Genomic DNA, 15,422 nt, shown 5'->3' on the forward strand with positions numbered 1-15,422 from the left:
GTTAATTTTCTAAAACGTAAACGTTCAGATTCTAGTATTGGAAAAGGAGAGAAGTTGAGTTGTAACATTTTTATAGTTTGTATTTTTTATTGAGTTTGAAATTGCTCTTGAATAGCCTTGTCATGTTTTTTACTAAAGAAAATCAGCATACAAATGGCACCAATTGTTGCATATAACATGTCTGATTGTGTATCCCAAACATAGCCTTGTGTTCCTAAAAATGCATCACCGCCTTCCCCAGTACACAAAGAAACACCCCATTCTAACCATTCGTAAGCGGCGCTTATCGCTAAACAAACAGCAACAATGATGAAATTGAAGAAACTTTTATTTGAAATAACATTTTTGCGAATGAATAATTCTCGCACAATCATAGCAGGAACAAAGCCCTGAGCAAAATGCCCAACTTTATCGTAGTTGTTTCGAGTTTGATTAAACGTTTCTTTTATCCATTCAAAAGGTGGAACTTCAGCGTAGGTATAGTGTCCGCCAAGGAATAAGATGTAACAATGAATGAGAATAAAGAAATACGTAAAATTGGTAAATTGAAATTTTTTATAGGTAAAAACCAAAATTAATAAACCAATAATTGCTGGAGAAACTTCTAAAAACCAAGTGAAATATTCCTTTGGATTGATTCCTGAAAGAATTAATCCGATGAAAAATAACGGAATAAAGATTTGTGGTTGTTTCATTGTAAATTTACTTTTTCTTTAAAATTAAAGCACTTACTAATGAAAAAACAATTCCCAATGGCAAAATTTCCATGTATGTAAATAAGATTACCCAAATTGGATTTTTGTACATTTCTTTAAAGGAATTCATTTCTTCGGTTACTTTTGCAACTTCATCCGGACTTGCTTTTGCAATAGCCATATCTGTATAATGTTCTGCAAAATTTGGGAAGAAGTTATACAAAATCACCAACCAAACTAAAACATAAAAGGTTGAAATAATTAAAGTAATCCAGAAGCCTGTTAAAAAAGCTTTACCAAATGAAATGAATCCGTTATTTACATCTCTTTGTTGTTTAATTCCTTTAACTACAAAGAAAAAAGCCAAAAGCATTCCAGCAAATCCAACCATCATGCTTACTTCTTTTTCAGGATTTGACTTCATGTACATAGTTATTGATATTAGCAATGCCGAAACAATACTACTTCCAAGTAATCCATTTTTTAAAATAATGTTGTTCATGATGATTAGTTTTTTAGTTAGTTAATCAAATTTAATGAAATTATTCTATGAAATCTAAATCTTTATTATGAGTTTCTGAAATAGTTAGGGTAGAGTAGATACCTAATGCAAAAGCAAAAACACCAACGATAGCCGCAGCAGTAATTACTCCATTATTAACTTTTAGTCCGTCAAAAGCTAATAACATAACGGGAACTAATCCTCTAACCATATTCGGAATGGTGGTGGTTGCGGTACTTCTAATATTAGTTCCAAATTGTTCTGCTCCAACGGTTACAAACATGGCCCAATAACCAGTTCCTAAACCAAGCCAAGCACAATAAAAGTAATACATGTTTTCGGTTTTAGTTCCTCCATAAAGCATTAAAACTACACCGATAATGGTAAATAACATCATGTAAACAATGGCTTTTTTTCGAGAATGTAACCAATGTGAAATAAAACCACTTGCAAAATCTCCAATAGAAATTCCAACATACGCCCACATAATAGCTTTTCCAGGTTGAATATTTTCAATTCCCATAACTACAGCGAATTGATTCGCCATCACCGCTAAAATTCCGATACAAAACCAAGTGGGTAAGCCAATGGCAATGCATTTTATGTATTTAATAAAACGATTCCAATTGGTGAAAAACGAAAAGAAATTCCCTTTTTTGACACTACTATCGTGTTTGATGTCATTGTAAATACCTGATTCCGCTACACTAATTCGCAACACTAAAAGCATTAATCCTAAAGCACCACCAATGTAGTAAGCAATCGTCCAATCGCCTGCTAATTCTACTGTTAACTGAGCTACTACAGCTCCAAGAAGTCCAAAACCAGCCACAATAGAAGTTCCAATTGCGCGTAATTGTTTAGGTAGCGATTCAGACACTAAAGTAATTCCAGCTCCTAATTCTCCAGCTAAACCAATTCCGGCAATGAATCGTAGCCATGCGTATAACATCGTTTTATCTTCAACAGGAAAATGAGGTAAAAAGCCACAAGCAATATTCGCTAATGAATACACTAAAATAGAACCAAACAAAACCGAAAGTCTTCCTTTTTTATCTCCTAAAACACCCCAAAGAATTCCACCTAATAATAACCCAACCATTTGAAAATTAAGAATCATGGTTCCAGCCGTATCCACATCTAAATTCATGTCTTTTAAGCTGGGAATACGAACAATTCCAAAAAGTAATAAATCGTAAATATCCACAAAGTAACCTAGAGCTGCTACAATTACGGGAAATGATAATAAATGTTTTAGTTTTTCTTTGGTGGTAAAGTTTTCCATTGGCTTTGATTTGTTTCAAAAATAGAAAAATATTTGGTTATCAGATAAAAAAAGAAACACCGATTCAAAATTGAACCGGTGTTTCCCAAACTAAAACAAACTTAACCCATTATGAACCCATGGATTGTGGGTATATTTTATGAATTGATTTTATTTAACCAACTCACTTTGATTTCTAAAGACTAATTGTCCATCAAAACTATCTAAAAGAATAATGCTGTCAGTAGTTACTTTTCCAGCTAATATTTCTTTTGAAAGTTGGTTCAACACTTCACGTTGAATAACACGTTTTACAGGTCTTGCTCCAAATTGCGGATCATATCCTTTTTCTGCTAAATAGGCTACTGCTTCTGGAGTGGCATCCATTGTAATGTGTTGTTGTGCCAACATTTTAATCACACTTTTCAATTGTAATCCTACAATTTCTTTAATGTTTTTATCGGTTAACGGTGTGAACATTACAATTTCATCGATACGGTTAATGAACTCAGGTCGAACGGTTTGTTTTAATAACCCAAGAACTTCTGTTTTTGCCGCTTCGGTTGCCGCTTCAATTCCACCTTTTAAATTATCGAATTTCTCTTGAATGATATGGCTTCCCATATTCGAAGTCATGATGATAATGGTGTTTTTGAAATCCGCAACACGACCTTTGTTATCCGTCAATCGTCCTTCGTCTAAGACTTGTAATAAAATATTAAACGTATCCGGATGTGCTTTTTCAATTTCGTCTAGCAATACTACTGAATACGGTTTTCTTCTTACTGCTTCAGTCAATTGTCCGCCTTCGTCATACCCTACATATCCTGGAGGCGCACCAACCAATCTACTAACCGAATGACGTTCTTGATATTCGCTCATATCAATTCGGGTCATCGCATTTTCATCATCGAATAGATATTCGGCTAATGCTTTTGCTAATTCGGTTTTACCAACACCAGTTGTTCCTAAGAATAAGAACGAACCAATTGGTTTTTTTGCATCTTGTAAACCAGCGCGACTTCTTCTAACGGCATCACTTATTGCTTCAATTGCTTCTTCTTGCCCAACTACTCTTCGATGTAATTCATCTTCTAATTTAAGTAGCTTTTCTCTTTCACTTTGAAGCATTTTAGTTACTGGAATTCCGGTCCATTTGGCTACCACTTCAGCAATATCATCGTGTGTTACTTCTTCTTTGATTAAAGAAGTACCAGCTTGATTTTCTGCTAATTGTGTTTGTAAAGCATCTAATCGTTCTTGTGCTTCTTTTATTTTTCCGTAACGGATTTCGGCTACTTTTCCGTAATCGCCATTTCTTTCAGCTTGTTCGGCTTCTAATTTGAAATCTTCAATTTCTAATTTTACCGCTTGAATATTATCTACAACATCTTTCTCTGATTTCCATTTGGTGAAAATTTCGTTACGCTCTTCTTTTAAATTCGCTAAATCTAAACCAAGAACTTTTAACTTAGTTTCATCGTTCTCACGTTTAATGGCTTCAATTTCGATTTCCAACTGCATAATTTTTCTATCCAAAACATCTAATTCTTCTGGTTTTGAATTGATTTCCATTCGCAATTTTGAAGCCGCTTCGTCCATCAAGTCGATAGCTTTATCTGGTAGAAAACGATTGGTAATATAACGTTGTGATAATTCAACCGCAGCTATAATAGCGTCGTCTTTGATACGCACTTTGTGATGCGTTTCATATTTTTCTTTGATACCACGTAAAATCGAAATCGCGCTTTCAGTATCAGGTTCGTCGATATTTACTTTTTGAAAACGTCTTTCTAACGCTTTGTCTTTTTCGAAATATTTTTGGTATTCGTCTAGAGTTGTTGCACCAATCGCACGTAATTCACCACGAGCTAAAGCGGGTTTTAAGATATTAGCTGCATCCATAGCGCCTTCACCACCACCAGCACCCACTAAGGTGTGAATTTCGTCAATGAAAAGTACGATGTCACCTTCTGCTGAAGTTACTTCTTTTACAACAGCTTTTAATCGTTCTTCAAATTCTCCTTTATACTTGGCTCCAGCAATTAATGCACCCATATCTAAAGAATAAACGATTTTATCTTTTAGATTTTCTGGAACGTCTCCATCTACAATTCGGTGAGCCAAACCTTCGGCAATAGCTGTTTTACCAACACCTGGTTCTCCAATTAACATTGGATTGTTTTTGGTTCTTCGAGTTAGGATTTGTAACACTCTACGAATTTCTTCATCTCGACCAATTACGGGGTCTAACTTACCATTTCTTGCTAAATCATTTAGATTTTTAGCGTATTTGTTTAGCGAATTATAAGTTTCTTCTGCAGATGCAGATGTTACTCGTTCACCTTTTCTAATTTCGGCAATTGCTGCTTCTAAACCTTTTTCGGTAACGCTTTGGTCTTTTAAAATTTGAGAAACTTTACTTTTTGATTTGAAAATAGCCAATATCAAATGCTCGATAGAAACGTATTCATCGTTCATTTTTTTAGCGATAATTTCGGCTTCGGTAAGTGTTGAAGATGCACTTCTTGAAAACATTAAATCGCTACCTGAAACTTTTGGAAAACTCTGAATCGTACTGTCTAATACTTTTTTAAAAAGCTCTACGTTAACATTCAATTTTTTCAAAATGAAAGGTGTAACGTTTTCGTCTACTTCTAAAATTCCTTTGAATATATGTTCGTTTTCAAGCTGTTGATGCCCAAAACTTTGTGCAATTTGCTGTGCTTGTTGCAAAGCTTCTTGCGATTTGATTGTAAATTTGTTGATATTCATATTCTTAATTAATCCTTTTTAGTGAGTTGTTTGATAGGGATTATTCAATATATGTTCCAATGTTTAAAAAATGACAAAATGTCTTTTTTTAGCATTTTTGTTTAATTTTAATGTCAAAATGACGTATTTTTGATTTGAAAAGACATATAAAGGTACAAAAAAAGACAGTATCGTTACATACTGTCTTCTGTTAATTAAGTTATAAAACTTACCTTCTAAACTTATTATTGGTAATAATTCCTTTTAGTTTGGCTTTTAAATCTTCACCGGTGTCATATACCATTTGTTCGTTACTTGGAAACGGAACAGCTCTTCGATCAAAATATTGATAATAGGATTCTTCACAAGCGCGTTTGTCACCATTATAGTTGGCGTAGATATAATCAAAAATAAATTCGCTCGTTACTGGGAAAGCATCAATTAATTGGTTTGTTCTGAAATCAATATAATCTACTTTAGCGGTTACTTGACACGATTTGAATTGCGTAAATTCGTAAATGCTAACCGTAATAGTTTTCATGTTATCCACTTTAATTGGATTTCCTAAACTATCTTTTACTACATTTCCATTTGCATCAACAAGATTTTTTACACCATCTTTGATTTGCTTTTCTTTGATGAACTGCTTTTCTTTTACTTGTTCTGGAGAGATGTTGATTTGTCTGAAATTAACAATCATACCAAAATCGTAATTGATATTTTTCTGTTTATTGTTGTGATAAACGGTCCATTTATCGTTAATTCCATAGGTGCTAAAATCCAACAAATCGTCTTGTAAACGAGCTGGAATTACCATATTGGTTTCGTTTTTTGTATACACATGAACAAAATCAGTTCCTTTAAATTGCGCTTCATCCATTAAAGTACGAACGTCTTTATAACCTGGATTTAATTTATCTAAATACGCTAAATCATCAAAAGCTTGTCTAAAATCCATTTTGTTTTTAGAAGCCAATAGTTTTTTAGCATTACCATATAAAAATCCCGAAAGATTATTTTTACTACTAATTAATTCATCTGAATAATCATCCATCGGAAAAATAGCATTTCGACCTTCTTTCAGCAATTGAAGCGGTAAAAGTGGTTTAATTCGTTCTTGACGATTGTGTAATTGATTATAAAGATTAAATATTCTTTCGTAGTTAGCCGGATTATTTTCTTTGATTAACAAGTTTAAAGATTCTAAATCACGTTGTTTCGCTTTGGCAAAAGCTTCTTCTAATAAATAAACATAATCTTGTTTACCTTTTGAGTTTTTGTTGGTTCTTAAAGCATCAACTGCATTAATGATAGCGCCATCATAGTCACCATTACTTAACATAGATTGCGTTTGCTTTACTCCGCATGAAAAGATAACTAGCGATAAAAATAATAGGGTAATTTTTTTCATAAAAATCAAATATTTTGTCAAAGATAAAATTTTTTTGGAGCTATTTCCTGCTGTACGTTCTATCTTTTTGTTTTTAAAGAAAAAACAAAAAGGATGCCACTTCCATCAGGGCTAAAAAATAAAACTCCGAAAGACGATTTCGGAGTTTTAAATATGATAGATATAAATTTTAGAATTTCAATTCCACTGCTGGTAACAATTTACTTGAAACTTCACCAAAACCAATTCGTAAGTTATCTTTTTGGCAAAATCCTCTAATAATTACGGTATCGTTATCGTTGATGAATTTACGTTCTGAACCATCGTTCATTTTTAACGGTTTTTGTCCGCCCCAACTCAATTCTAACATCGAACCGAACGAATCTTCTGTTGGTCCAGAAATGGTTCCACTTCCCATCATATCGCCTGAGTTTACTCTACAACCATTAATCGTATGATGCGCCAATTGTTGTGCCATTGACCAATACATATATTTAAAGTTAGAACGAGAAACAACAGTTTCTTCTGCATTTTCAGGCTGAATGGCAACTTCTAAATTAATATCAAATGCTTTTTCTCCTTTTTGTTTTAAATAAGGTAGTGGTTCTGGTGATTGCTCAGGTCCTTTTGTTCTAAAAGGTTCTAAAGCATCCATTGTTACAATCCAAGGTGAAATTGATGAGGCAAAGTTTTTCGCTAAGAATGGTCCAAGTGGTACATATTCCCATTTTTGGATATCACGTGCGCTCCAATCGTTAAATAATACCATTCCGAAGATGTGTTCTTCTGCTTCTTCAACAGGAATTGGTTCTCCCATTAAATTCGCATCAGTAGTAATAAAAGCAGTTTCCAATTCAAAATCCACTAATCTTGATGGTCCAAAAACAGGAGTGGTTTCTCCGTTTGGTAACGTTTGTCCGTAAGGTCTGTGAACTGGAATTCCAGATGGCACAATTGTTGAACTTCTTCCGTGATAACCCACAGGAATATGTAACCAGTTTGGTAACAATGCATTTTCTGGGTCACGGAACATTTTTCCTACGTTTGTAGCATGTTCTTTAGAACTGTAGAAATCGGTATAATCTCCAATTTGAACTGGTAAAAGCATTTCAATATCTTCCACTTTAAAGATTACAACTTCTCTATGGTCTTTATTGTCTCTTAAAAGAGGATTGTTTTCATCAAAGATTTCAGCTAATCTATTTCTTACTAAACGCCATGTTTTTCTTCCATCAGAAATAAAATCGTTTAGTGTGTCTTGCATGAACATATCATCAGTAAGTTCAATACCTTCAAAATACCCTAATTGTTGTAAAGCACCCATGTCGATAGCGCAGTTTCCAATTCGGGTTCCTATGGTGATAACATCTTCTTTTGTAATAAAAACACCAAACGGAATATTTTGGATAGGAAAATCACTATTTTCGGGAACATTTATCCAAGATTTTCTTAGGGGGTCGTTTGCTATATTTGGCATAATTGTATTGTTAGTTTGTTGTTGAAAAATTATGAATCAAATATAAAATTATCTATCAATGTAACAAACCTTTTTCGTAATTTTGACCTAATTTTAACGAATATTTATTGCAATGCAACGCGACGAACAAATTTTTGACCTAATTCTTGATGAACAAGACAGACAAATTCACGGAATTGAATTAATTGCTTCTGAAAACTTTGTTAGCGACCAAGTGATGGAAGCGGCAGGTTCATGTTTAACCAACAAATACGCTGAAGGATATCCTGGTAAAAGATATTACGGAGGATGTGAAGTAGTAGATATTGTAGAACAAATTGCAATTGACAGAGCAAAAGCTTTGTTTGGTGCTGAATATGTTAACGTACAACCTCACTCAGGTTCTCAGGCGAATACAGCCGTTTTTGCAGCTTGTTTGAAACCAGGTGATACTATTTTAGGATTTGATTTATCGCATGGTGGTCACTTAACACACGGTTCTCCAGTTAACTTTTCAGGGAAATTATACAATCCTGTGTTTTATGGAGTAGAAGAGGAGACAGGTGTTTTAAACTATGATAAAATCCAAGAAATTGCAACTGCTAACAAACCAAAAATGATTATTGCAGGAGCTTCGGCTTATTCTCGTGATATGGATTTTAAACGTTTCAGAGAGATTGCTGACAGCGTTGGTGCTTTGTTGTTAGCAGATATTTCACACCCAGCTGGATTAATTGCTAAAGGTTTATTGAATGATCCAATTCCACATTGTCATATTGTAACTACAACTACTCATAAGACTTTACGTGGTCCAAGAGGAGGAATGATTATGATGGGGAAAGATTTCGAAAATCCTTGGGGATTAACTACTCCAAAAGGAGAAATCAGAATGATGTCTCATGTTTTAGATATGTCGGTTTTCCCAGGAAATCAAGGTGGACCTTTGATGCATATTATTGCGGCTAAAGCGGTAGCGTTTGGTGAATGTTTAACAGACGAATTTTTCCGTTATGCGATGCAAGTAAAGAAAAATGCACAAGCAATGGCAGAAGCGTTTAATAAAAGAGGTTACAAATTAATTTCAGGTGGTACAGATAATCACATGATGTTAATCGATTTAAGAAATAAAGGAATTTCAGGTAAAGATGCGGAAAACGCATTAGTAAAAGCTGAAATTACTGTAAATAAAAACATGGTGCCATTTGATGATAAATCACCATTTGTTACTTCAGGAATCCGTGTGGGAACTCCAGCCATCACAACTCGTGGATTGGTAGAAGAAGATATGGAAACGGTTGTAGCTTTAATCGATAAAGTATTAATGAATCATACAGATGAAGCAGTTTTAGAGCAAGTTGCCGAAGAAGTAAATGATTTAATGAGCGAAAGAGCAATGTTTGTATTTTAATTTCAAGCATTATCCAAATAAAAAACTCCTGAGATAATCAGGAGTTTTTTATTTTTATGAAGTTCGGATTTATTTTCCGTCTCTATCTACTTTTATTCTTTCAGGGCGATTTGCTAATTCCCAAGCCAAACCAAAAGCTAATTGAGCACGTTTAGCTAACGCATCATATTCAATTTTGTCGGGAGTATCACTTGGTAAATGGTAATCTGCATGAACTCCGTTAAAGAAGAAAATTGAAGGAATTCCTTTTTTAGCAAAGTTATAATGGTCAGAACGATAGTAAATTCTTTCAGGATCGTTTCTGTCGTTGTATTTATAATCAAAATCTAATTTGGTATATTTCGCATTTACTTCTTCATTGATCGTATGTAATTCACTACTTAATCTATCAGAACCAATTACGTAAACATAATTATTGGTATTTGGATGTAAAGTATCACGTCTTCCAATCATATCAATATTAATGTCAGCAACAGTATTTGCTAATGGATATAACGGATTTTCTGAATAAAATCTAGAACCATGTAAACCATGTTCTTCTCCAGTTACGTGTAAGAATAAGATAGAACGTTTTGGTCCATGCCCTTTTTTCTGAGCTTCTTTGAAGGCTTGTGCAATTTCTAATAAAGCAACAGTTCCAGAACCGTCATCGTCTGCACCGTTGTAAATTTCACCATTTTTCATTCCAACGTGATCGTAATGTGCTGAAATCACAATAATTTCTTCTGGTTTTTCCGAACCTTTAATGAACGCCCAAATGTTTTCAGAATCATTTAATTTTGGAGCAAATCCTCTTTTCATAAATTCAGAAGGTACTTTTTGATACCAATCTGAAGCCGTTTCTGGGTAAGAAATCCCCATTTTTTTATACTCTTCAATTAAGTATTTTCCAGCTTTCTTTTGTCCTTCTTCTCCAGTGTTTCTACCTTGCATTTCATCACCAGCAACAATATACAAGTGTTTACTTAACTCGGGAGCCGTAATTGTGTTAATGTAAGTGCCAAGATCTGCTTTTGTAGCGACCTTTGTTGACGAACAACTCATCAAAATCAAAGATAAAACAGCACCTGAAAACAATATTTTCTTCATAGTTTTTGTTTGGTTTTTTAAGTATTAAAACAAATATAAAGAGTTAGTAGCTAAAGTCAATTTTTTATTACGGTCATTTCAATATTTTAACATTTTTTAATGAAAGTATTAATAAATGAATATGTGTTTTTAATCGGATTTTCCTTCAAAAAGTTGATAAAAGCACTTCCGATAATTCCTCCTTTTTGATATTTCTTAGCTTGTTGAAACGTTTCTTCATCTTTAATTCCAAAACCAACAATTTGAGGATTTTTCAAGTTTAAATTTGAAATACGTTTGAAATAATCCATTTGCTCTGAACCAAATCCTGATTGACTTCCCGTAACCGCAGCCGAACTCACCATATAAATAAAACTATCGGAAATTGCATCGATTTGTTGGATTCGTTCTTCCGAAGTTTGTGGCGAAATCAAAAAGATGTTTTTCAAATGGTATTTTTCGAAAATCGATTTGTATTCAGTTTCGTAAACGAATAGCGGTAAATCAGGAATAATTAAACCATCAATCCCAACTTCTGCACACTTTTGACAAAATTTCTCTATTCCAAATTGCATCATCGGATTGAAATACCCCATTATAATTAAAGGAATTTGAACGTTTTTTCTAATGTCTTTCAATTGTTCGAATAGGATCGAAGTCGTCATGCCGTTTTCAATCGCAATAGTTGAACTTTCTTGAATGGTTGGCCCATCGGCTAATGGATCAGAAAAAGGTAACCCAATTTCAATCATATCTACACCATTTTTTTCCAATTCTTGAATGATGGAAACGGTGTCGTTTAGTTGCGGAAATCCTGCTGTGAAATAAATGGAAAGCAGTTTTCTATCTTCTTGTAATTTTTGGTTGATTCTGTTCATAATTTTTTGTTTTAACGCAAATCCCGAAGTTTCGGGAGCAAAGTTTTTCGCAAAGTGCGCAATGATTTTATTAAACATATAAGTCACATAAGTTTTAGTTTTTGCGATTTTAAATTTGTGCTAATTTGTGAAATTTGTGTTTAGTTCATTTAAGTTTTAAAATTTGAAATAGTCTATATAAGTATTCAAATCTTTATCGCCTCTTCCAGATAAGTTGATAACAACAATATCATTTGGTTGAAATTGCTTTTTATTCAAGACCGAAAAAGCATGAGCCGTTTCAATCGCTGGAATAATTCCTTCTGTTTTTGATACATCTAATCCAGATTGCATGGCTTCGTAATCTGGTATTGCGATGAATTCTGCTCTTTTGGTATCGTGTAAATGTGCGTGAAGTGGACCAACTCCAGGATAATCCAATCCTGCTGAAATAGAATAGGGCTCTGTGATTTGTCCGTCTTCGGTTTGCATTAATAAGGTTTTACTCCCGTGAATGATTCCAATTTTTCCCAATACAGAAGTCGCAGCACTTTCACCAGAATCTACACCATGTCCAGCCGCTTCCACAGCAATTAATTTCACCGATTCTTCGTCTAAAAATTCGTAAAAAGCTCCTGCAGCATTGCTTCCGCCACCCACACAAGCAATTACATAATCTGGATTTTCTTTGCCTTCTTGAGTTAGAAGTTGGGATTTAATTTCTTTGGAAATAACACTTTGAAATCGCGCTACCATATCTGGATAAGGATGTGGTCCGACTACTGAACCAATAATGTAAAACGTGTCAATCGGATTGTTAATCCAATCGCGAATCGCTTCATTAGTAGCATCTTTCAAAGTTTTCGAACCCGATGTTGCAGGACGAACTTCTGCTCCCAACATTTTCATTCGAGCTACATTTGGTGCTTGTCTTTTAATATCGACTTCACCCATATAAACAATGCATTCCAATCCCATCAAAGCGCAAACCGTTGCTGTTGCCACACCATGTTGACCTGCACCAGTTTCGGCAATAATTCGGGTTTTACCTAAACGTTTGGCTACTAAAATTTGACCGATGGTGTTGTTGATTTTGTGCGCTCCGGTGTGACATAAATCTTCTCGCTTCAAGTAGATTTTAGTGTTGTATTTTTCGGATAATCGTTTGGCAAAATACAAAGGCGTTGGGCGACCCACAAATTGTTGTAATAAGTCGTTAAACTCTTCTTGAAAAGAAGGTTCCGCCATAATTTTTAGATAACTTTCCTTCAATTCTTCAACATTTGGATACAACATTTCGGGAATAAAAGCACCTCCAAATTGGCCGTAAAATCCATTTTCGTCAACATTATACTTAGTTTTCATATAGCAATTTTTTAAATTTTTGTAGTTTGATTTTATTTTTTATGCCTGGTTTTTTTTCGAAACGACTGTTCACATCAATTGCGTAGCATTTTTTTGCAGCAGGTGATTTTAGAAATTCTTTTAATCCGTCAATTTCTGTAGTTCCAATTCCACCACTTAAAAAGTATGGAATATTAAAGTGATAGTTTTCCAAAACATTCCAATCGAAAGTAATGCCGTTTCCACCAGGTAATTTTCCTTTGGTATCAAAAAGAAAATAATCGACAGCAAATACATATTCTTTAATCATAGAAAAATTGAAAGTTGAATCCATAGAAAAAACTTTAATGACTTCAACACCGAGTTTTTTCACATTTTTACAAAAAATAACCGACTCATTTCCATGTAATTGAATGATGTCTAATTGGTATTGATTAATTTTTGCAGCAATTTCTTGTATGGAGACATCTACAAAGACTCCTACTTTTTTTATATTTTCAGGTAGTTCAGGAATAGCATCTAAAGTCATATTTCGTTTTGATTTTTCCCAAAAGATAAAACCAAGATAATCAGGTTGTAAAGCCGAAATTTCCGTTATGTTTTCTGAATCTTTCATGCCGCAAATTTTTAGTTTTATGTTTTTCATATTCTTTTATTTTAACCACATAGAAACATAGTTTTTGTTGTGTTTTGTTTAGGCGTTTCAATTTATAGGTTTTCATAGTTCTATGATTACTGAGAATTCCTCTTACATTTTTATTCTATGTTTCTATGTGGTTCATATCAAATAATTAAGTTGGTTATAAAACTTTTGGCTTCCAAACCAGGATTTTCGGTTTTCATGAAATGTTCTCCCATTAAAAATCCTTGATAACCAAATTGTTGTAATTCTTTCACTGCTTCAATTGAGCTAATCCCACTTTCAGATACTTTTACAAATTCGGTTGGAATTTTAGATGCTAATTCTTTGCTGTAATCTAAACTCACTTCAAAGGTTTTTAAATTGCGATTGTTCACGCCAATCATATCTAAACTTGGCATAATCGATTTTTCTAATTCTTCTAAATTGTGAACTTCCAACAATACTTCCAATCCCAGACTTTGAGCAAATACAGAAAGTTGCTTGATTTCTTCTCGAGTCAAAACAGCTGCAATTAATAGTATTACATCTGCACCATGCGCTTTAGCTTCTAGGATTTGATATTCTTCAACAATGAATTCTTTTCGTAACAAAGGAATATTAACTGAAGCTTTTGCTAATAACAAATCATCCAAACTCCCACCAAAATATTTAGTATCCGTCAAAACTGAAATTCCGCAAACTCCTGCATTTTGATAGCCTAAAACCACATCTTCTACCGAATGATTATTATTGATAATAGATTTAGAAGGTGAACGACGCTTGTGCTCTGCAATAATTCCTGAACCACTATTTTTCAATAATTTACTTAATGAATAGGTTCGTGAGTTGAATAAAACAGAAGTTTCTAGTTGTGAAACAGGAATAATGTTTTTCTTTAATTCGACTTCACGTTTTTTGTCGATGATGATTTTATCTAAGATGTTCATGATTAATTACTTATTGCGATTAATTTTTTTAATTTTTCCAATGCTTTTCTGCTGGCTAAACTTTCTTGCGCTTTGGATAAAGCTTCCTCATAATTCGATTTTTCAACTGTTTGAATAGCGATGGCAGCATTAGCACAAACTACATTGTTTTGAGCCGTAGTTCCTTTTCCAGAAATAACATCAAAGAATATTTTTGCAGATTCGTCTACGGTTATTCCTCCTTTGATGGTTTCAAGTTTACATTCAGGTAATTTGAAATCGGATGGTTTTAAAATTTGTTCAGAAGAATTTGAAATAATTTTTACTTCATCGGTTAAGGAAACTTCATCAAAACCGCTTAATCCGTGTAAAATGGAGTAGTTGGTAGCAGTGTTTTGGTATAAATACGCATACATTCGAGCTAATTCCAAACTAAAAACGCCCACCATTTGATTTTTTGGAAACGATGGATTTACCATGGGTCCTAACATATTAAAAAACGTTTTTACGCCTAATTCTTTTCGAATCGGTCCCACATTTTTCATGGCAGGGTGGAAGAGTGGTGCATGTAAAATGGCAATGTTCGTTTCTTCAATAGATTTGGTTAAGAAATCGGAATCATTAGTGAATTTCACACCCATTTTTTCCATTACATTACTCGAACCAGAAATAGAGGAAACACCATAATTTCCATGTTTTGCGACTTTAATTCCTGCTCCAGCTACTATGAAAGAAGCTAAAGTTGAAATATTGAAAGTGTCTTTACCATCGCCACCTGTTCCGCACAAATCAATCGTATTGTAAGCGGAAAAATCTACGGGAATACACAATTCTAACAAAGCTTCACGGAAACCCGCTAATTCTTCAATCGTAATGCTTCGCATCATGTAAACCGTCATAAAAGCAGCTATTTGGCTCGGATTATAACTTCCCGAAGAAATGTTTACCAAAACGTCTTTAGCTTCTTCTTTAGTCAGGATTTCGTGTTGGATTAATCGATTTAATATATTTTTCATCTTTTAGATTTTTAAAATTGGACATAAGTTGGGCTGTACTTCACCGATTTTATGTTAGTGAAGCAATAAATTAAGCATATATGTTGTTGCTAATTAATGGCTAAGCCAATTTTCTAAGAT

The 15,422-nt window shown here is 33.8% G+C and carries 13 protein-coding genes; 1 reads left to right on the forward strand and 12 read right to left on the reverse strand.

The annotated features are described in order from the left end of the window. Window positions 1-86: 86 nt before the first annotated feature. The 6 genes from L6Q46_RS06400 to fahA form a co-directional block, all read right to left on the reverse strand. On the reverse strand, window positions 87-695 hold the full coding sequence (locus L6Q46_RS06400; protein ID WP_111567549.1) for a DUF2238 domain-containing protein: 609 nt from the start codon (window positions 693-695) through the stop codon (window positions 87-89). A gap of 7 nt (window positions 696-702) precedes the next feature. After that, window positions 703-1,197: a DUF4199 domain-containing protein gene (locus L6Q46_RS06405; protein WP_291283613.1), complete on the reverse strand. Its 495-nt coding sequence runs from the start codon at window positions 1,195-1,197 to the stop codon at window positions 703-705. A 40-nt stretch (window positions 1,198-1,237) separates the two neighbouring features. Then, window positions 1,238-2,482: an MFS transporter gene (locus L6Q46_RS06410; RefSeq protein ID WP_291283614.1), complete on the reverse strand. Its 1,245-nt coding sequence runs from the start codon at window positions 2,480-2,482 to the stop codon at window positions 1,238-1,240. Window positions 2,483-2,632: 150 nt separating this feature from the next. Beyond that, window positions 2,633-5,236: an ATP-dependent chaperone ClpB gene (gene clpB, locus L6Q46_RS06415; RefSeq protein WP_291283615.1), complete on the reverse strand. Its 2,604-nt coding sequence runs from the start codon at window positions 5,234-5,236 to the stop codon at window positions 2,633-2,635. A gap of 208 nt (window positions 5,237-5,444) precedes the next feature. Beyond that, a complete protein-coding gene (locus L6Q46_RS06420) occupies window positions 5,445-6,626 on the reverse strand; it encodes a hypothetical protein (RefSeq protein ID WP_291283616.1) in 1,182 nt (393 codons plus the stop codon). A 169-nt stretch (window positions 6,627-6,795) separates the two neighbouring features. Further along, entirely contained in the window at window positions 6,796-8,082 is a 1,287-nt protein-coding gene (gene fahA, locus L6Q46_RS06425; RefSeq protein ID WP_291283617.1) for a fumarylacetoacetase, read from the reverse strand. A 112-nt stretch (window positions 8,083-8,194) separates the two neighbouring features. On the opposite strand from fahA, the gene glyA reads away from it, so the two are divergent. Beyond that, entirely contained in the window at window positions 8,195-9,469 is a 1,275-nt protein-coding gene (glyA, locus tag L6Q46_RS06430) for a serine hydroxymethyltransferase (protein ID WP_264369077.1), read from the forward strand. A gap of 69 nt (window positions 9,470-9,538) precedes the next feature. On the opposite strand, the gene L6Q46_RS06435 is transcribed toward glyA, so the two are convergent. The 6 genes from L6Q46_RS06435 to trpD all read right to left on the reverse strand — a co-directional run bounded on the left by L6Q46_RS06435 (window position 9,539) and on the right by trpD (window position 15,302). Then, window positions 9,539-10,558 (reverse strand): M28 family metallopeptidase, encoded by a 1,020-nt coding sequence (locus L6Q46_RS06435; protein ID WP_291283618.1) that lies wholly within the window; start codon window positions 10,556-10,558, stop codon window positions 9,539-9,541. Between the two features lie 86 nt (window positions 10,559-10,644). After that, window positions 10,645-11,415 carry a tryptophan synthase subunit alpha gene (trpA, locus tag L6Q46_RS06440; protein ID WP_291283619.1) on the reverse strand — a complete coding sequence of 257 codons (771 nt, stop codon included), beginning with the start codon at window positions 11,413-11,415 and terminating at the stop codon, window positions 10,645-10,647. Between the two features lie 156 nt (window positions 11,416-11,571). Continuing rightward, window positions 11,572-12,759 (reverse strand): tryptophan synthase subunit beta, encoded by a 1,188-nt coding sequence (trpB, locus tag L6Q46_RS06445; protein WP_291283620.1) that lies wholly within the window; start codon window positions 12,757-12,759, stop codon window positions 11,572-11,574. After that, window positions 12,749-13,384: a phosphoribosylanthranilate isomerase gene (locus L6Q46_RS06450; RefSeq protein WP_291283621.1), complete on the reverse strand. Its 636-nt coding sequence runs from the start codon at window positions 13,382-13,384 to the stop codon at window positions 12,749-12,751. Before L6Q46_RS06450 ends, trpB begins: the two co-directional genes overlap by 11 nt. Before the next feature lie 137 nt (window positions 13,385-13,521). Next, complete coding sequence (gene trpC, locus L6Q46_RS06455; RefSeq protein WP_291283622.1) at window positions 13,522-14,307, reverse strand: indole-3-glycerol phosphate synthase TrpC; 786 nt, start codon at window positions 14,305-14,307, stop codon at window positions 13,522-13,524. A gap of 2 nt (window positions 14,308-14,309) precedes the next feature. After that, window positions 14,310-15,302, reverse strand: coding sequence for an anthranilate phosphoribosyltransferase (trpD, locus tag L6Q46_RS06460; RefSeq protein WP_291283623.1), 993 nt, complete (start codon window positions 15,300-15,302; stop codon window positions 14,310-14,312). Between the last annotated feature and the right edge of the window lie 120 nt (window positions 15,303-15,422).

It is taken from the genome of Flavobacterium sp. (assembly GCF_023151265.1).
Taxonomy (GTDB): domain Bacteria; phylum Bacteroidota; class Bacteroidia; order Flavobacteriales; family Flavobacteriaceae; genus Flavobacterium.

Excerpts from the sequence above, each read along its gene's own strand:
- L6Q46_RS06400 (WP_111567549.1), bottom strand. The coding sequence starts at position 695 with ATGAAACAACCACAAATCTTTATTCCGTTATTTTTCATCGGATTAATT.
- L6Q46_RS06405 (WP_291283613.1), bottom strand. The coding sequence starts at position 1,197 with ATGAACAACATTATTTTAAAAAATGGATTACTTGGAAGTAGTATTGTT.
- L6Q46_RS06410 (WP_291283614.1), bottom strand. The coding sequence starts at position 2,482 with ATGGAAAACTTTACCACCAAAGAAAAACTAAAACATTTATTATCATTT.
- clpB (WP_291283615.1), bottom strand. The coding sequence starts at position 5,236 with ATGAATATCAACAAATTTACAATCAAATCGCAAGAAGCTTTGCAACAA.
- L6Q46_RS06420 (WP_291283616.1), bottom strand. The coding sequence starts at position 6,626 with ATGAAAAAAATTACCCTATTATTTTTATCGCTAGTTATCTTTTCATGC.
- fahA (WP_291283617.1), bottom strand. The coding sequence starts at position 8,082 with ATGCCAAATATAGCAAACGACCCCCTAAGAAAATCTTGGATAAATGTT.
- glyA (WP_264369077.1), top strand. The coding sequence starts at position 8,195 with ATGCAACGCGACGAACAAATTTTTGACCTAATTCTTGATGAACAAGAC.
- L6Q46_RS06435 (WP_291283618.1), bottom strand. The coding sequence starts at position 10,558 with ATGAAGAAAATATTGTTTTCAGGTGCTGTTTTATCTTTGATTTTGATG.
- trpA (WP_291283619.1), bottom strand. The coding sequence starts at position 11,415 with ATGAACAGAATCAACCAAAAATTACAAGAAGATAGAAAACTGCTTTCC.
- trpB (WP_291283620.1), bottom strand. The coding sequence starts at position 12,759 with ATGAAAACTAAGTATAATGTTGACGAAAATGGATTTTACGGCCAATTT.
- L6Q46_RS06450 (WP_291283621.1), bottom strand. The coding sequence starts at position 13,384 with ATGAAAAACATAAAACTAAAAATTTGCGGCATGAAAGATTCAGAAAAC.
- trpC (WP_291283622.1), bottom strand. The coding sequence starts at position 14,307 with ATGAACATCTTAGATAAAATCATCATCGACAAAAAACGTGAAGTCGAA.
- trpD (WP_291283623.1), bottom strand. The coding sequence starts at position 15,302 with ATGAAAAATATATTAAATCGATTAATCCAACACGAAATCCTGACTAAA.